General features: G+C 61.0%; 12 protein-coding genes. 2 read left to right on the forward strand and 10 right to left on the reverse strand.

From position 1 onward, the window contains the following. Positions 1 to 91: 91 nt before the first annotated feature. On the forward strand, positions 92 to 730 hold the full coding sequence (locus tag TRP66_RS14130; RefSeq protein WP_333403685.1) for a toluene tolerance protein: 639 nt from the start codon (positions 92 to 94) through the stop codon (positions 728 to 730). 166 nt (positions 731 to 896) lie between these two features. Here the strand turns inward: TRP66_RS14130 and TRP66_RS14135 are convergent, their stop codons facing one another. The 4 genes from TRP66_RS14135 to TRP66_RS14150 form a co-directional block, all read right to left on the reverse strand. Next, positions 897 to 2,063: an O-antigen ligase family protein gene (locus TRP66_RS14135; protein ID WP_333403687.1), complete on the reverse strand. Its 1,167-nt coding sequence runs from the start codon at positions 2,061 to 2,063 to the stop codon at positions 897 to 899. Positions 2,064 to 2,178: 115 nt separating this feature from the next. Continuing rightward, positions 2,179 to 3,135, reverse strand: a complete 957-nt coding sequence (locus TRP66_RS14140; RefSeq protein ID WP_333403689.1) for a glycosyltransferase family protein — start codon at positions 3,133 to 3,135, stop codon at positions 2,179 to 2,181. 108 nt (positions 3,136 to 3,243) lie between these two features. Next, positions 3,244 to 4,380, reverse strand: coding sequence for a glycosyltransferase (locus tag TRP66_RS14145; protein ID WP_333403691.1), 1,137 nt, complete (start codon positions 4,378 to 4,380; stop codon positions 3,244 to 3,246). Further along, positions 4,364 to 6,121: a carbamoyltransferase family protein gene (locus TRP66_RS14150; protein WP_333403693.1), complete on the reverse strand. Its 1,758-nt coding sequence runs from the start codon at positions 6,119 to 6,121 to the stop codon at positions 4,364 to 4,366. Before TRP66_RS14150 ends, TRP66_RS14145 begins: the two co-directional genes overlap by 17 nt. Positions 6,122 to 6,423: 302 nt before the next feature. Between TRP66_RS14150 and TRP66_RS14155 the strand changes: the two genes are divergently transcribed. Next, positions 6,424 to 12,507 (forward strand): membrane-targeted effector domain-containing toxin, encoded by a 6,084-nt coding sequence (locus TRP66_RS14155; protein WP_333403695.1) that lies wholly within the window; start codon positions 6,424 to 6,426, stop codon positions 12,505 to 12,507. A gap of 10 nt (positions 12,508 to 12,517) precedes the next feature. Here TRP66_RS14155 and TRP66_RS14160 read toward each other — a convergent pair whose 3' ends face one another. Genes TRP66_RS14160 through waaC form a run of 6 tightly spaced genes read right to left on the reverse strand, consistent with a single transcriptional unit; the run spans position 12,518 to position 18,452 of the window. Then, positions 12,518 to 13,957, reverse strand: coding sequence for a lipopolysaccharide kinase InaA family protein (locus tag TRP66_RS14160; RefSeq protein ID WP_333403696.1), 1,440 nt, complete (start codon positions 13,955 to 13,957; stop codon positions 12,518 to 12,520). Further along, positions 13,957 to 14,730, reverse strand: coding sequence for a lipopolysaccharide kinase InaA family protein (locus TRP66_RS14165; RefSeq protein WP_333403698.1), 774 nt, complete (start codon positions 14,728 to 14,730; stop codon positions 13,957 to 13,959). Before TRP66_RS14165 ends, TRP66_RS14160 begins: the two co-directional genes overlap by 1 nt. Further along, a complete protein-coding gene (locus TRP66_RS14170; protein WP_333403700.1) occupies positions 14,727 to 15,461 on the reverse strand; it encodes a lipopolysaccharide kinase InaA family protein in 735 nt (244 codons plus the stop codon). Before TRP66_RS14170 ends, TRP66_RS14165 begins: the two co-directional genes overlap by 4 nt. Next, positions 15,461 to 16,267, reverse strand: a complete 807-nt coding sequence (rfaP, locus tag TRP66_RS14175; protein ID WP_333403702.1) for a lipopolysaccharide core heptose(I) kinase RfaP — start codon at positions 16,265 to 16,267, stop codon at positions 15,461 to 15,463. Before rfaP ends, TRP66_RS14170 begins: the two co-directional genes overlap by 1 nt. Beyond that, positions 16,264 to 17,388 carry a glycosyltransferase family 4 protein gene (locus TRP66_RS14180; protein WP_333403704.1) on the reverse strand — a complete coding sequence of 375 codons (1,125 nt, stop codon included), beginning with the start codon at positions 17,386 to 17,388 and terminating at the stop codon, positions 16,264 to 16,266. The genes rfaP and TRP66_RS14180 overlap by 4 nt, the downstream gene beginning before the upstream one ends. After that, positions 17,388 to 18,452, reverse strand: coding sequence for a lipopolysaccharide heptosyltransferase I (waaC, locus tag TRP66_RS14185; RefSeq protein ID WP_333403706.1), 1,065 nt, complete (start codon positions 18,450 to 18,452; stop codon positions 17,388 to 17,390). Before waaC ends, TRP66_RS14180 begins: the two co-directional genes overlap by 1 nt.

Below are 18,452 nucleotides of genomic sequence, written 5' to 3' on the forward strand. Positions count from 1 at the left end.
GAATTGTATCACAAGCCGATCTGGCCGCTTCCCGCTGCGGTAACATAGGCGCCCGCCCAGCCCGGCGGGAGCATAGACAACCGGAGTAACGATGCAAGCGCTTGACCACGCCCATTACCTGAATCTGGTCCAGGGAGCGGAAGTTCTGGAGGCCGACGGTTCGGGCCACAAGGTGTTACGCCTGACGGACGGTTCCATGCTGAAGCTGTTCCGTCGCAAGCGCGCTATCAGCTCGGCTGCCTGGTATCCCTACGCCCGGCGCTTCGCCGACAATTGCACGACGCTCGACAACCGGGCCATCCCCTGCCCGCATGTACGCTCGGTTTATCGCATTTCAGAAATCGCCAGAGATGCGGTCCACTACGACCCGCTGGCCGGCCGGACCTTGCGCCAACTGCTGGGCGAAACCACCAGCGACGACGGCTTGCGCATGCAACTTGGACGTTTCATCGCCAATCTGCATGAAAAAGGCATTTATTTTCGCTCGGCGCATTTGGGCAATGTGGTGCTGACCCCGGAGGGTGAACTGGGGCTGATCGATATTGCCGACATGAAGGCTTTTCGTCGCCCGTTGCGCAAGCATCTACGCTTGCGCAATTTCAAGCACATGCTGCGTTACCCTCAGGACCGCGAGTGGCTGATGGCGCCCGGCAGCACGGCGTTCATAGCCGGCTACCTGAGCGGACAGACCCTGTGCAGCGCGGAAGAAGTGGCTCGTTCGCTGGCTTGATTCAGTCGCATGAGAGCACCAGGCGTCGATCTGGATGTACGACTGCCGCGTTGCGGCAGATCGTCGGATTGCCGCCCAGAGCAAGCTCGCTCCCACAAGGTCCGTGTACGCCATCAATCCGTAGGAGCCAGCTTGCTGGCGATTGAGACGCCCGCCGCGCCTATTCCTACAACGCCCGCGCTCGCCTGTCTTGCACCACCCGCCCAAGCACCATCGCGGCAGGCAACAGCACCAGAACCCACAACTCGTCCGGGTTGCCGATCAGCTTGGCACCGTCGAAGTTGAGCATGACCAGTGCGCAGGCCAGGTACAGGCCCCAGCCTTCCCGCATGCGCACGGCGTTCCACAGGGTTGCCGCCATCAGCACGATGAACAGAACGAGCGCCACTGCTCCCATGTAAACGCCCAGCGACACGAAAATGCTATGCGGATGCGGGATCGGGATGCCGCCGGGCAGCGTCTGGCTGGTGTGGAAATCGATGCCACACCCCAACAGCCAGCCGCAGTTGCGCCACTCGCCGGTCATGATCCGGAACAGATCGATCCGGAAGGAATCGCCTCTGACCAGCAGAAGGTGAATCCACTGTTCGTCCTTGACAAGCCAGAACGCCAGTCCGGCTACCAGTGCGAGGACCGTCAGTACGATCATGCTGCGCCCGGGCGCGCGGCGCAGTGAGTACAGCGCGCAAACAGCGAACAGAAACGCCGCGCCGACCAGGGCGGTACGGGTCTGCAGGACGAAGGCGGCGACCACCAGGGTCAGCACGGTTGCACAGGCGGCCTCGAACCAGCGCCGCTCGTGCGCCCATGCAGGCAGGGCCAGCGCAAGACAGCACACCAGCCAGCCGCTGGAATAGATCACGTTTTCCATGCGCGCTGGAAGCAGCTCCACACGCTGGCCAAATTCGTATCGTCCGGTCAGCCAGTAATAAATGCTGACCGACAGGATATACAGGCAGACCGTCCAGAACTGCGCCCGGATGAAGGCAGCGCCGCGAAAGAAGGCATTGTCCACCAGCCCGCCCACCACCAGCACGAAAATGCTGACGTAGAGGATGTGCTTATAGAACTGGAAGTCTCCGGCTATCGTTGCGGGCACCAGGAACCAGGCCATGAATACAGCCCATGCGACGCCCAGCGGCTGCTTGAGAACGCCGGCTGCCCGATGCTTGAAAAGAAAGAACAGGCCGGGCAACGCGATCAGCACGTAGTACAGGTTGTTGGTGGATTTGGCCGAACTGTTCAGGATGTAGCTCAATAAAAAAACGATCAACGCGGCGCCGAAGTACATCTGCACCTTGTTGCTCAGGAAACCGGTTCGCTCAATCGACATTGTTCAGTGACCATCCATTACAAATGCTGTTAGTGCAGCGATGACCGGCCTGACGCGGTCATGACGTTTACGGCGTTCTTTGTCCAGCCTTCTGATCCTGTAGGTACGAGTAGCGTTAACCGAACAGCCTGGAGCGCAACCGGTCTATCCAGCCGGCGGCGGGCATTGGACGCAAGGGCGGGCGCATTTCGTCGACGACGGCCTTGCCAAGGGCGTGGAATGTAAAGCGTTCCTCGGCCAACGTCTGCCCATTGCGCGAGATTTCGCTCGCCTGCGCCGGGTGCTGACGCAGATGGGCCAGCTTGACGCGCAGTTCGGGAATGTCCCGGTAAAGCACGATGTTGTGCATGTCCACGAAGCCCAGCGCCCGGTTTTCCTCGGCGCCCTGATCGTAGGCCAGCAGCACGCAGCCGCAAGCCATCGCCTCGAAGTTCTTGATCATGTATTCGCCCATGCCCACGTCGGCACTGACGAAAAAACGGATACGGTTCAGGGTGTCACAGTATTCCGCCCCTGATTTGGTACGGGTGACGAGCAGCGTCTCGACTTGCGCCAGCTCATCCAGCAGCGCCTTACGGCCGGTGTAGGCACCGCTTTTGGTGCTGCCGACGAAGGCCAGCTCGATATCACGTTCGCGGTTCTGCCCTTGCAACAACGTCTGGTCGTAGCCCTTGGGCACGAACACCGCATCGAAGCCTTCCTGACGCAGTCGCTCGCTGACCATGAACCCCGAGCTGATCACGCGGACCCACGGCAGCTTGCGGTAGTGCTCGCTGTACTTGCCGGTGTACTTGCAGGGAATATAGTTCTGGTAGGCGTCATGCTCGAGGATCACCAGATTGGGGATCGTACGGATGAATGCCGCCTGACGAATCTCCTGCTTGAAGCGCAGGAAAAACACGATGCGGTCATAACGCGTGACGTCCACCTCGCGTCGGAAATAGCCACGCAGGTCACGCTGCTCATCGGAATCGAGCCAGCGCAGGTCGCACTCGCAGTGTGCGGCGATACCGTCGTAGAGCCGGTCGAGAATGGCGCGCTGTTCTTTCTGGACAAGCAACAGGACTTTCATGGTTTTCCCTTGCAGCGCTATGCCTGCTGAATCAGAAATTGCGACCGGCGCGGACGTCGCATCCGCACACAGCCGCTTGAAAGGAGGTAGATCGGCATTGGCGATCGATCAGACGTCAGGGTTTGCGGTAAGACGGATCACCTGAGGCAAGCGCCAGAAAAGCTCTCTCACCGCGTGATCGGAAAAACGCTCCCGCAACCGCGCCAGCATCTGCTCGGCACAGGCCTGCCGCTGAGCGTCATCCAGACCGGCGAGGTGAGTCAGCCCGCGCGCCAGTTGTTCGGCGTCGCCCAGTCCGAACAGCAGCCCTACGCCCTCGACCACTTCCCGGGCACCACCGCATGCTGTGGCGATCACCGGCACGCCCGCGACCATGGCCTCCAGAAGCACCATGCCGAAGGGCTCATGATCGGAACTCAGGGCGAAGACATCGAACGCCTTGAAATACCGACGCGCTTCGGGGACCTGGCCCAGAAACAACACCTGCGAGCCGATGCCCAGCTCCAGCGCCAGAGCCTTTAGGGGTTCTTCGAGTCGTCCCTTCCCGAGGATCACCAGCCGGCTGCCGGCCGGCAGGTTCGGCAAGGCAAGTGCGAAGCCACGCAGCAGCGTAGCCTGATCCTTGTCGGGATGCAGGCGTCCGACGTTGCCGACGATCCAGGCATCATGGGGCAGGCCCAGTTCGGCCCTGGCGTCCTCGGCGCTGAACTGGCTGCCCTGCAGCTGCTCGATGTCGACCCGGTTGTACAGCGTCTGGATCTGCTCGGCCGGCCATTTGGGCAAGTGCTTGCGCAGGTCGTCGCGCACCGCGTCAGAAACACCGAGCAGGCTCAGGCGCTTGCGGAACAGGTGTGCGAACAACTTTCGGGTACGTCGCTGGTAATCGCCGATGGCATGGTGCACGCCGATGATCGGCAGGCGAGTGGCGAGCATCGCGATGTAGACCGGCTTGAACCGGTGCGCGATGCAGAAGCTGAACGGGCGCGAGGCGGCGATCCTGCGCATGTCGCGGATCGCCCCCAGCTTCAGGCCACGAATGGCACTGGAGCTGTATTCCAGGAACAGCACCTCGTCCGAGCCACAGTCGGCGACAACATCCGGATCGGACGCGCCGGTCAGGAATACCGTGGTGACCCGGTAGCCCTTGCCGGCAAACAGACTGGCGTATTGCCGCGCGCAGTCCAGAAACGGCCCGTCATAGCCGTGGCAGAACTGCAGTACGTGGCGCTCACTCGGCCGCGTCATAGGTTTCCACGCCATCCTTGACCACCAGGATGTCTTCCATGATCAGGTATTGCAGGTCGGAACCGAAGAACATGTTCAATGCGTCGGTCGGCGAGCAGATCATGGGTTCGCCACGACGGTTGAGCGAGGTGTTGAGCGACACACCGTTGCCGGTCAGGTCTTCCAGCGCCTTCATCATGTCGTAGTAGCGCGGGTTGTACTCGCGCTTGAGCACCTGGGCGCGGGACGTGCCGTCTTCGTGGACGACTTCCGGCACGCGGGTCTTCCACTCTTCGGCGACTTCGAAAGTGAAGGTCATGAAGGGTGCCGGGTGATCGATCTTGATCATCTGCGGCGCAACGGTGTCGAGCATCGACGGGCAGAACGGTCTCCAGCGCTCGCGGAACTTGATCTGGTGGTTGATCCGGTCGGCGACCCCGGCAACGCTCGGGCAGCCGATGATCGAACGGCCGCCCAGCGCGCGCGGGCCGAACTCCATGCGGCCCTGGAACCAGGCCACGGGATTGCCCTCGACCATGATTTTCGCGATGCGCTCCGGGGTGTTCTCGATCTTGCGCCAGTTCGGCTTGCTCGGGTGACGCGCACAGGCGGCGATCACATCTTCGTTGCTGTAGGCCGGGCCAAGATAGACGTGTTCCATCTTCTCCACCGGCACGCCACGGGCGTGAGACACATAGGCCGCGGCGCCTACCGCGGTGCCGGCGTCGCCGGAAGCCGGCTGCACGAACAGCTCCTTGACCTCCGGACGGGCGATGATGCGCTGGTTGAGCTTGACGTTCAGTGCACAACCGCCGGCGAACGCGATCTTGCCGGTTTCCTTGAGGATGTCGCCCAGGTAGTGATCCATCATTTGCAGCGCGAGCTTTTCAAACAATGCCTGCATGCTGGCCGCGTAATGGATGTACGGCTCATCGGCGACGTCGCCGACACGCTTGGGACCGAGCCACTCGATCAGCTTTGGCGAGAAGTAGAAGCCCTTGCCGTTTTCTTTGTAGCGGCGCAGGCCGATGACATTGGCCAGCTCGGTGTTGATCACCAGCTCGCCGTTCTCGAAGCTTGCAAGACGCGAGAAGTCATATTTGCTGGCGTCGCCGTAGGGCGCCATGCCCATGACCTTGAATTCGCCGTCGAGCATTTCGAAGCCGAGGAATTCGGTGATCGCGCCGTACAGGCCGCCCAGCGAATCCGGATCGAAGAATTCCTTGATCTTGTGGATCTTGCCGTTCTCGCCGTAGCCGAAGAAGGTCGTGGCGTATTCACCCTTGCCATCGATGCCCATGATCGCGGTTTTCTCTTTGAAACCGGAGCAGTGGTAGGCGCTTGACGCGTGGGCCAGGTGGTGCTCGACCGGCTCGATCTTGATCTTTTTCGGATCGAAACCCAGTTGTTCGAGGCACCAGACGATCTTGTTGCGATAGCGCTTGTAGCGGCGGTTGCCCATCAGCAGCGCGTCGAGCGCGCGATCAGGGGCATACCAGTAGCGCTTGGCGTAGTGCCAGCGAGCCTTGCCAAACAGACTGATGGGCGCGAACGGAATGGCGACCACATCGACATCGGAAGGCTTGATGCCTGCCTGTTCCAGGCAGAACTTCGCGGATTCGTAGGGCATGCGGTTCTTCGCATGCTTGTCGCGAACGAAGCGTTCTTCTTCGGCAGCCGCTACCAGCTTGCCGTCGATGTAGAGCGCAGCCGAAGGATCATGGCTAAGGGCGCCGGACAGGCCAAGGATCGTCAATGCCACTGGGGTTCAGCCTCTTTAGTCTGCATGCGGGCGGCGAGCGCCCGGAAAATGTGTGCCCCGCAAGGTCGACCGGGGGCAGCTAAAGGGCGGGATTATAGCGTAATGACTGACCGTTTGGCGCGGGCTGAAATATCACCGCCGCACCCGCTCTGCCATGCGGCATGGCGCTGGCAGATATTTTTTACGGTGCGATAACTATGTACCGCCCCTGACCCTCCGCCTCTGATTGATTGAGCTCATCACGGCCGATCCGATGCAGGGATCGGCTTCATACCCAAGCGATCAACGGAAAGCTCGACACAATGGCAACACCGCACCCTACCCCCGCCTTCCCTGGCGATACCGGCCCGGCAGCATTCGCTGCCCTGCAAAATCTCGAAAAGTTGAATGATGCCCTTCGCCAGGAAACCGAAGCGCTGCCAGCCCCTGATGACGTCCTCAAAGCAGTGGCAGCGGCGGACAGTCTGGAACTGGAACGTCAGACGTCCGTTTTGCTGCAACGTCTTGAGGATTACTGGAATGCAACGAGCGCGTCAGGCGAAACTCGCTACAGGAAGTTCCTCGCCGGCATGCAGCAGACCTTGCGCGACGACCTGAACGTCAAGATCTTCGATCGAGATCTCCTGCCTGAACACAAAGCCTGCCTGCCCGCGGACAGTTCCCCGGACTTTCAGACCAGCATCCTGACGGAAAGCTTTTCTCTGCATGTGCGACTGCAAGAGAAGGAACAGGTCGAGGTGGCCGGAGCGCTGGTCATGCGCCATGAGCAGGGCCACACTTTGCTGGTATTGCCCGGTGTCGGCGCAACCGGGTTTCGCGATCTGGAAGAAATGCGCGTGACCGTGGTCAAGTGGCTCAATGACCCACTGCTGAAAGATGCGCTGCTCCACTGCTTCCACCAAAGCTGGCAGGATGTGCTGGCCGAGGTTGGCAGCGACCCGGACGCGCACCTTGAACCTTTTACGGCAGCCGATGTGGTTCTGACGCCTCTCTACGCCCCTCTGTATGCGCACGCCATTGACCGCCTGCTCGTCAAACAGCGCGCAGACGTCCGTCATATCTGTGCCTCGGCACTTTCCTCCGGGGGCAAGCACCTTCAGAGCCGACTGGGGGATGTCATCCGCCTGCGCGGCCTGCTCGGGCCGGGCGCCATTCTGGCGCGAAGACAGCTGGTGGAGCTGGAAAAGCAGTATCGGCGCAAATTGCCGGAGTGGTTCAGATTCGCATCAGAGGATGACCAGGCCGCCTATGCCGAGCGCATGCAGCGCTATGACGAGACGCGCATGGATACGGTCCGCGCGCTGAACGCCGCCGCATCCGCAGAGCAATTCGCCCGGACGCAATTGAGCACCCGGTTGGCCAACGACCTGGGCTACGACCTGGACCCAGACACAGTGGCGGTTTCCACGCACCGAACCCTCCCGGTTACCGGCGAGCCGTATACGCTGAAGCGCAGCCTGACGGAGCTTGCTCTGTACGGCCTACAGCCTGGCGACCGTCTGTCGGGCTCGGAGTTTCTGACGGGTACGACTTTCACACGGGCAGAAGCGCCGCTGGAGGCGAGCTATTCGTCACTGACGCCTGCCTACGTGGCTCAGGTGGTTGAAGAGCTGGACCTGCGAGTGAACTTTGAAACATTCCAGCAAGGGGAATACCGCAAAGATCATCACCAGCAGCTCATGCGTGCTCTGTTCCGCGATCAGATCAACGCCCAGGCTTACGCCGCAAAACTGCAAGGCCATCTCAGCGCCGACGATTTCCTGATCGTGGAAGCGACGATGGCTCATAAGGACGCGCCTGCCCCGCAGGTACGAGTCCAGCAGATCCGGTTGCACCATCAACCGATGAGCAAACTGCTCGTCCTGCACAGGGAAGCCCCGACAGGGCAGCCGGGCCGGCTGATCATGATCGCGCTGGATACGCCTTCTTCCCGATGCTTCTGGGCATTCGCGCATGAAGCTCAACTGCGCAGCGAACTGGTCAGCTGGACCGCCTCGCAAGCACTGCGCGACTTTCTGCTCAACCAGGTTGAGGTCGAAGCTCGCACATCGCTCGCTTCGCGGCTGGAAGCGCTCGCGCGCATCCCTGACGCCGCCGAGGACTTCCTGGAGCTGGTCGATCTGTCGAGTCTCGAAGACGGCTTGCAAGTCTTCGTCGAGCAACATGCGCGAGTGGCGAAGTCCGAACAGCAGCGCCACACCCCGCAGTGGTACAAGGCAGCCAGCCTGGCACAGCGCCAGGAACTGCAAGCCCTGGAAGATGCGGCCAGCGCGGCGGTACGCAATTACGACGCCAAGCCGCATACCCATATCCAGCCGTTCAAAGACTATGTCCATGATCAGGCCAGCATCCAGATCAGCAGATTGCTCAATGTTCCGGTCGGCAGCGTAGACCCCGATCACATTGTCATCACCAGCGAACGTGAGACGGTAACCTATACCAGCCTTCTGCTCGATGGCTATGACGACACCTTTGGCCTGATCAAAAGCACTGCCGACACGCATGCAACCTTCTCCGGTCCGGAAGGCGTCGATTTGCAAGCCTTGTCACCGCAGAAAGTCGCCGCTTCGGTTCGCGGCAAATGGCTAGGCGATGATTACATCGCGCTCATCAGCAGCTCCTTGCTCGATGCCAGCTCGGCGGGTTACCAGTACCGTCGCAAGACCAGCCTGTCGATTACCCAGCTTCAAATGCGGGCCGCGGCTTTGCGCAGCCTGCTCAAGGGCGATATCGACACGGTTCAGTACCAGTGGCTCCGAGACTCCATCAATCACGCGCATCTGAACGATGCCGCAACCCGCGAGCGATACCCGCTGTATCCGCTGCAGATCCATATAGACAAACCACTGATCGCCTCGAGGCTGTCCGGCATCGATCAATTGGTCGTCCCCGCTCTAACCGAGGTGGAAACTGTCCAGGGGTGTTTCGCTGTACGTCCCACCTCCGTCAGGCTGGCAGCGCTGCTGTATACCCCGCAAGCTCCCGACGGAGTTGAATTCCGGCCCTTTGGCAGCTTTGTTGAGTCGCTTCATGCACCCGGCATGATCGATTATTACAAGGACAGGTGCCGATTCGCAGCGAGAAAAGCCCTGTCGTTTTACCTCCGCGACATGCGGGACGGACATCCTGAAAACGCCCCCTTCCTGCCAAGGGAGTCGATTGCCGATTTCGCCGAGACCTGCTTCAACCGCCCTGTGCTACGCAAGATCCGCGACGTGCAGGACTCGACCCGAGGACGGAGCGAGATGCTGGCCGGGTTGATCTGGACCAGCGCCGAAATAATTGCCACTGTCGTCACGCTGCCGTTCCCGCTGGCCAGCTTCGCGGTTGGCGCAATGTTGGCGACCGTGGACTCGGTACGCGCGCTTCGTGCCTTGCGTGATGGCGATACCGAAACCGCTTGTGCCTATATCGTGAGCGCCATGATCAACTCTTACGGGGCCAGAGGTGATCTGAAATACGGCCTCAAAGGATTTGGCAAGGTGATACGCCAACTCGCTCTGCCTCCTGACCCAGTCTCGGTCCCTGGCACAACGAGCGTGCGCTCCCTGCCCCGCTACGAGGATCTGTTTCCGGCAGGCTGGTATGAGAAATCGCGTGCGTTGCCCCATTACGAAGATCTTGATCCGGCACGTTCCCATCACGAACAGATGTCCTTGCGCGCAAAGCGTGAAGCCGCCCTGCCCAAACAACCTTCGACTTCAACCACAGGCAGGGACATCGACCCCGCGTTGGCTACACGCGATACATTCGAGGTCGATATTTCCCTGCACGCATTGCCGCGCCTGACCGAAGGCCACGCCAAAGGTGTTTGCCCTGTCAAGGGCAAGTACTACATCGATCTGTCCGGCAAGACGTTCGAGGTGCAATACGATGCCCAGATGCGCCTCTGGCAGATTATCGATCCGGAGAATCCATTTGCATTTTTCGGGAAACGGCCGGTCCGTCTTGATGAGCACGGCAAATGGCAGCTTGCCGATCGCCTGCGGCTGGAAGGCGGCGGCCTGGACAGTCCGGCAAGTTACCGACCGCTGACTGAGGAAGGTGCGGTAAGCGCAAGCAATACCCCGAGCGATCACGAACTACCCGAACCGCTGCGGCAGCACATGCATACCCTGATCACCGGAGAGTCGTTCAACCCGGTCAACCTGGCACCTGAGTATTTCGAAAGTGTGTTCCTGCAAGTGCGCCACAAATTCGCCCGGCTGCGGGAAAACCTGTACCAGGACGCCAATAAATTCTTCGACGCTCCGGTACTGCCGCCGCGTCCGTCATTACCAACGGTTACCCCCGACACTCCGCTCGACACGTTTCTTGAACGCCTGTTCGAACACAGCAACGGCGTGGTCCTGAGCGAAACGGCAAAATCGGTCGCCAGCAAGCGTATGCTGATTCAGAACATGCCGTCGCTGGTCAAAGAGCGTGTGGAAATCCTCTATCTAGAACATGTATTCACCGACAAGCATGCATCCAAGCTTGCCAAGTACCGCAAGCTGGGCAAGAAAACCCGGTCAGGCTCCCGCGAGCTCAAGCACCACCTGGAGCACGTCAATGAGAAGGCACTGGATAACGGGACCACCGAATACGATTACTACCATCTGATCAAGGCCGCTCACCAACATGGCATTGAAGTCCGTCCGTTCAGCTCGTCGATCAGCTATCCACACAGGCTGCATCCGGTAATCCGGGCCGCTGACGATACTGCGGCAAGCCGGAAAATGAGCACCTTCTTTGGTCACAAGATCATCAGCGCTGATGTCGCGGCAGATCCGACACGACGCTGGGTGGCCTTGCTCGATGAAGACCTTGCCACGACTGGGCATCGACTTCCCGGCATTGCCGAACTGGAAGGTGTGCCCAGCGTTCATATTCGTGACGTTTCGAGCGAACGCCCCACGCGGATCATCACGAATGCTCGGAGCGCCACGGCAACCAGTGCGAAGACCGGTCCCGATTTTACGCTCGAATTCGTCAACCCGCTGGTCCTGTCTCCCGCCCCCGTCCTGCCCAAAAGCACCACGGTTGACGCGGTCCTGTTCAGAGAAGTGGGTAGCCCGCTTGCGAAAGAAGCCGGGGAACGCTGGGCGGGCGCATATGGATTCCGCTGGCACGGTGTCGACGGCTGGGTACGTGTAGAACCCGAGCACTGGGCACCCAACAGCCCGTTGACGCCAATCCAGCAGTCACTGGCAGACGGCCAATATGAAATCCCGCTCGAACACCGAGACACGTTGCACCGCCTGGCTCAATTGGAACGCAAGGGACTGGATCAGAACTATTCTGTGCCCGATACGGAACAGGCCGGGGTAAGAGACCTGTTTTTCGCGGTACGCGAAAAGCTGCAACAAGATGCCCGCAGCGTCGTGAGTGCTGAACTGCCGCCGCGCCCGATCATGCCCGTCATTGAGCCACAGACACCGTTGCCGGAGTTTCTCGCAAAGCTCTACGAGCATACTGATGGCGTGGTGATTGGCGAAGAACATGCATCAATAGCCAGCAAGCAGTTGATCATCGATAACTTGCCAACCTTATCGAAGCAAAAAGTCAAAACGCTGTATCTGGAGCATTTGATGACGGATCTGCATCAGGCCGATCTGGATCGCTTTTTCGAGACCGGGCAGATGAGCAAGACCCTACTGCACGACCTGAAAATAATGGACCGCGGCCATCGAACTGACCCCACTGGAATCTATACCTTCGAGCAACTGGTGGTCAAAGCGCAGCAGAACGGTATCGAGATTCGCGCCATCGATTGTGCCGCGAGCTATCACCTCAAGGGCATTCCCAATGAGGCCCCCACGACCCGAGAGCAAATGATGAATTACTTTGCTTCACGTACCATCCGCAAGCATCAGGAGGTCATGGGCCCGCACAAGTGGATCGCTCTGGTAGGAAACAGTCATTCCAACACCTTCCAGAAGCTCATACCGGGTCTTGCCGAACTGGAAGGTGGAATCGGGGTGCGCGTCAGGGATGTGTCGATCGGGCAATCCAGAGGAATAAGCCATGACCCGGGCGAAAGATTCAGAATCGGTCTGAGCACCGAGACCGCGCAAGTGAAAGGCGACTACCTGGTGGAAATAGAAGCTTTGGCAGCACCCCGACGCTCAGTCCTCCTGTCTCCCGCACAGCAGCTGCATCGTCCGGGAATGTTCATGGTCGAGGAAACGGAAAGCGGGCTGTACGTCATCATCCACAGATCTCGCGACACGACCATTCATCACACCCCGGTCATGACAAACGCCGATGGAAAGCTGTACGTGGACCGACCCAGCTGGACAGCGGTGCATTTCCAGCCTTATGACGACATCGAGGCCTTGATAAAGGCGCTCGAGGACTCAGACCTCCGGTTGATGTCCATGCGTCACAGACTGGGTTCTGTGTAACGCCAGGAGCCTATGCCTGGGAAGGCAGGCGCTGCGCCAGCAACCGGTGCAACGCGCTGTCTTGCGGCCAGTTGCGCATGAAGCGCGCCCGGTCGCGGGCGAAGGCAGGCGCGAACGAAGCCTGGGTGCTGTGCTGTTGCATGGCGTCCAGGTCGATCAGCGCCCAGCGATCTTCATGCCAGAAGATGTTGTGCCCTTTGAAATCGCCATGACTGATCCGCTCGCGGATCAGTTGCTCGAACAGATGATCCAGCGCCTGCAACTCGTTTTCAGGGACCTCGCCGGATTCCACATAAGGGGCAAAACGCTCGATGATATCGGGACCGTTCAATGCCTCGGTCAGCAGATAAGCCTTGCTGCGCAAGCCCAGAAAACGCGGTTCCCGTATTGCCAGCGGCCTGGGCGTGGCGATACCCAGAAACATCAGCCGATTGCCCTCTCGCCAGGAGTGCGCGGCGCGACTGGGACGCCAGAAGCGCTTGAGCCAGTGGCTGAAATTCTTGATGTTGTAGCGTTTGATCACCAGCGCGCGGCCTTCGACTTCGACCCGTGCAACACTGGCCGAACCACCGGTCTTGTACACGTGCCCGCCTTCGATCAAGGCATCGGCCCGGTCCAGCACAGGCACCAGGGCGCTCTGCTCTTCACGACGAACCGCCTGAAACATCGACGGCGTGTCGATAACGCTGAATGCCGTGCACTCGCGTCCGGTCTTGTTCAGGAAATCCTTGAGACGCCAGCTTCTGACCTTGTCGATCTGCTTTTGCAGCGCTTCCAGCGGCAAGGCATGTTCGGCATTGCTCAACAGATAATGGACCAGCAACTCTTCGGTGAAGGGCTCGAAGGCCTTGGGCAATTGCGCGAAGAACACGCCCAGGTTTTCCAGCACTTTCTGACGCGACAGCGGCGTGCCGGCCTGTTCGACGCAGATGCCGGCGCCGTCGATCAGATACAGCCGGCCGGCATGACGCAGCAGGTTGTCCAGATGCAGGTCTTCCTGCCAGAGCCCCTTGGCGTGCAACTGCCCGATGGCCGCTAACGCCTCGCCCAACACAACCTGCTGTTCATCGGCCAGCGGCGCCAGCTGTTCCACCTGCTTCCAGGCGTCGCCCAGGCTCGGCGCGTCTTCCAGCCATTCGAACAGCAGCCAGCCACCTTCCCCTTCCACCAGCCCATCGGCCAGCAGCAGAGGCGTGGTCATCCCCTGCTCAGCCAGCAGCCGCACGCCGCTCAGTTCACGCTGAAAATGCCGGGCGGCCTTGGCGCCGACCAGCAACTTGGCCAGCACGGGCCTGCCGCGCCAGATGCCGGCCCCGACATAGCGCTGTCCGGGCAAGACGCGCAGCAACGACAGCAGTTGCAGGTCCGCGGAGCCCGCCGCATCGGCCAGGGTCAAGGTCATGGGCACTTCGGGAGTACGCCCGGCGTTCTTGAGTTCGGACAAACGCATCAGCGGCTCTCTTTCTGGTGTCGGGGATCACGCTTGTGCTGCTCGCGCTGGCCTAGCCGGGCGCTCCAGGCGTCGACCTGGGCGCTGTCGACGTCCGCCCGTAGATAGGCTGCCAGCAGTTGACGTCGTTCGGCATCGCCCCACATCGGCGCGCGCCGCAGCAAAGGCTCCAGATCCTTGATCAGATCGCGCCGGCCGAACAGCACCGGACGGGTTTTCTCCAGATCGATCAGCTGCGCCAGGTACGCGTCGCCCTGCTGTCGCAGGAAGATGTGCTTGGGATAAAAGCAGCCATGGACCTGACCGGCATGGTGCAACGTATGCGCCAGCTCGCCGCATGCCTTGAGGATAGCCGCGCGACGCGGTGAGGCGAGGTCCGGCCATTGATCGAGCACCGCCTCCAGATCGGTCCAGCCATCCAGAGCGCGGGTCATCAGGATTGCGCGGCGCTCGCCGTTGACCTTGCGCTCTCCATAGAACGCAGCCTGCAACGCCGGAATCCCCAGCTTCTGGTAGCGGCTGATGTTACGAAACTCTCTGGAAAACGAGGGCTCGCCGAACGGGTGGTGCAAGGTATGGGTGAGGTAATTGCTCTGGCGCTTGAGATAGAAACCCTGACCCTCAAGGTCCAGGCGGAACACGCTGCTCCAGCCGCCGCGCCCTGTATTGGGCTCGTCGACCGCGTCGAGCCGCACGTCCCACAAGGCCTGAAAATCGGTCAAGCCGTGGCGTTCCAGCAGCGGTCGGTCGGCACTGGCGATGAAAACGCTCATTCGCGCCCCTCGAAAAAACGGATGATATGGCGAATACGCTTCTTGTCCGAAGCATTCAGGCGGGCGCGCTGGCGATATTGCAGGTAGAAGCGCAGGCGCTGAGTCGCCGACAAATGATATTTCGCCAGCTTGTCCAGGCAGGCCAGGTCCTTGGTGATGCGGTAACGCAACATGAAGCTCCACCAGAACGCGCCGTTGGGACAATCGATGAAGAACAGCCGGTCCTGATCGTCGACCAGCAGATTGCGCCATTTCAGATCGTTATGGGTGAAGTGCCGGTCATGCATGGCGCGGGTGTAGGTCGCCAATTGCCGGCTGATACGTTCTACCCACGCCCGGTCGCCCAATCGGGGGTCCTTGCGTTTGGCAAGCACCGACAAGTCTTCGGTATTGGGCAATTCACGGGTAATCAGCGCACCGCGATCGTAGGCCGCGCCATTGCGCTCCAGCCCCCAGGCGACCACATCGGCGGTGGCGATGCCCCATTTGGCGAAGCGCTTGAGGTTCTGCCATTCGGACTTGACCCGAGGCTTGCCCAGATAACGGCGCAGCCCTTTGCCCGCGCCGCTGTAGCGTTTGACGTAGTAGTTGACGCCGTCGCGCCGGACACGAATGACCTCCGACAACGGATCACGGGTCAGAGGTTCACCCTCCAGGGCAAACACCGCGTCCAGGCTGCCGAAATCCGCTTCTAGAAACGCATACTCGGGGTCGAGCGACCAACCCGCCATCAGAGCGCGCCTCCGTAGCGCACCTTGCGATCGAGCAGTTTTTCCGCCTTGCGCTCTAGCCACACCAGCAGGTCGGCTTCCTCGGTCAGAATCTGCCGCAGCGGTTTCTGGAAATAACCTTTCAGGAAGCGCAGCTTGTCGCGCTGGGTCAGGCCGATATCGAGCGCCGAGTAATACAGTGCGCCGAGGTCCTTGTTGCGCCAGCGCAGCGGCGTCGCGGAGCGGGTCTGGGCACGATGCAGGTCGATGACCGACAGGCGGAAATCATCGGCGGTCACTGGCTTGTCGGTGTGCAGCAGGAAGTGGCAGATGTAGCAGTCACGGTGGTTAACCCCGGCGCGATGCATCATGCCGACCAGACGCGCGACCTCGGCGATCAGCGCTCGCTTCAAACGCGGCTCCGGAGGCTGCTCGCGCCAGTTGCGGCTCAGATCTTCCAGGCTTTCGGTAGGCGCCAGCTCTTCAGTCACGATGAACGAATGCTGGGCAGCCGGGTTGCTGCCCCGCTCGCCGAACGCTACGGCGGTCATGGTCGGCACGCCGACCTCATGAAGACGGGCGATGGCCTGCCATTCCTTGCCGGCGCCCAGCACCGGAAGCTTGGCGGTGATCAGGTTCTTGGCGACTTCGCCCCAGCCGATGCCGCGGTGGATCTTGACGAAATAGCCTCGTCCGTCGACCTCGGTACGCAGCGTGCGGCGGCCCTCCAGGGCGCGATACACCTTGCCGTCCAGTGCTTCGACTTCGGCGAAGGCATCGCGTCCGGCCCACAGACTCTTGAAGGGTTCAGCGAGGAACAGTTTCATCGATAGTGCTCCGCCAGAATCACATCCGCCGCGTGCTGCGGCATGCTGTAGAGGTCCGCTGTCTGAGCATAAGCGAGGCCGTTGCGGCTCCAGGCGGCACGCGCCGCATTGTCGTGGAGCATGCCCGCGAGATAGCTGTTGAGCTGGCTCTGGTCAAACGGTTCGTCCAGCACTCGCCCGCAGTCGGCTTCGGCAATGTAGTGCGCGTATCCGCAGACCGCGCTGACCAGCACCGGCAGCCCGGCGACCAGCGCTTCGAGCAGCACCGTGCCGGTGTTTTCGTTGTACGCCGGATGGATCAACAGGTCGGCGCCGAGCAGAAAACGCGGGATGTCGCTACGACCTTTCATGAACGTTACCTGATCCCCCAGCCCCAATGCCGTGCTTTGCAATTGGAATACCTTGGGGTCGTCCTGACCGATTACAAACAGGCGGGTGCGTTTGCGCAGTTCGGACGGCAGCGAGGCCAGCGCCTTGAGGCTGCGATCCACGCCTTTGGTCTTGAACCCGGAGCCGATCTGCACCAGCAGCAGGTCGTCGTCGCCCAAGCCGAATTCCTTGCGAAACGCGGCGCGAATTTCCGGGGCATCCGGCGGTGCGCGACGGTCCTGGGAAATGCCCGGCGGCAACAGGTGGAAGCGTGACAGCGGGGTGTTGTAATGCTTGATGAACAGCGGTTGCTGCACCTCGGAGATCATCAGCACCTGGGTTTTCGCGTCCTCGGCGAACACGGCCCGCTCGTATTCAGCGAAATGCCGGTAGCGTCCCCACTGGCGATACAGCGAACCGCGCAGGTTCTGCGCCTTGTCTTCGAAGCAGCCGTCGGCCGCGTAGTAGACGTCCAGGCCCGGCATCTTGTTGAAGCCGATCAGCCGGTCCACCGGGCGCCGCGCCAGATCCGCAGCCATCCAGGCGCTGAGCTTTTCATTGCGCCGATGGTTGAAGAAGGCCTTGACCGGCGCGACCAGCACTTCGAAGCCGGGCGGCACATCGCCTTCCCAGATCAGTGTGTAGACGCGGATCTGGTGACCGCGCTGCTGACATTCCAGCGCGATGCGCATGAAGTCCCGTTGCAGACCGCCGAACGGAAAATATTTGTACAGCACGAATGCCAGTTGCATCAGAGAGTTTCCTTTGCCAGCAACAGCGCGCCCAACTGGCTCGCTACTCGCTCGGGATTCAAGGGAGTGAAGCACACGGGCCACTCGTGCTTCAGGTCGAGCCGGCGCTGATCCTCAGCGGTCGGCTGGTAAGTACATTTCTTTTGCAGGCACGGCGCGCAGCCTGGGTAATCCGCCGCCAGATGCAGCTGGGATTGCCCGTAGGCGCCGGTCAGGCCGGGATTGGTCGGACCGAACAGGGAAATGGTCGGCACATCCAGCGCTGCCGCCAGATGACCGATGCCGGTATCCACCGCCACGCACGCCCGGGCGCTGGCCAGCACCCCGGCCACGCCGGCCAGATTCAGCCTTGGCAGAACCTGCGCATGGGCAAGACCTTCGGCGATGCGCTCGGCACGGGCCTTTTCCACCGGGTTGCCCCAGGGCAGGCGCACTTGCAGCCCGCGTCGGCCCATCAACTCGGCCAGTTGCCGCCAGTACAGCTCCGGCCAGTGCTTCGAATCCCAGGTGGTGCCGTGCAAAAACAATACGAAGGGTTCGGACGAGACATCTTCAGGCACCGCCGGACGCGTGAGGCCGTAATGACCAATGCCGGCCGGCAACGGATAGCCCAGCGCCTGAGCGAACAACTGACGCAGTCGCTCGACCGCATGCTGGTCGCGGGGGACGGCGAGCGGCCGGTCGTAGAAGCGGCTGGCCAGCGGCTCGCGGGCGGACTGCCGGTCGAGACCGGCCACAGGCGCGTCGACATAACGTGTCAGCCAGGCACTCTTGAACAGCCCCTGCGCATCGATCACCAGATCGTAGCGGCTCTGGCGCAGGCTGCGCTTGAAACCTTTCCACTCCCCGGATTTGAAGGTCTGCCAGAGGTTCTTGCGCCAGCGGCGGATCGCTACCGGAATGACTTTGTCGACGGCCGGATGCCAGGTGGGAATCTCGGCGAAGCCTTCCTCGACCACCCAATCGAAGCGGATGCCCGGCAGTGCCCGGGCAGCATCGGTCAGCGCCGGCAGCGCATGGATCACGTCACCCAGCGAAGAGGTCTTGATCAGCAATACCCGCAA

The organism is Pseudomonas sp. JDS28PS106 (assembly GCF_036706555.1).
Classification (GTDB): Bacteria; Pseudomonadota; Gammaproteobacteria; order Pseudomonadales; family Pseudomonadaceae; genus Aquipseudomonas.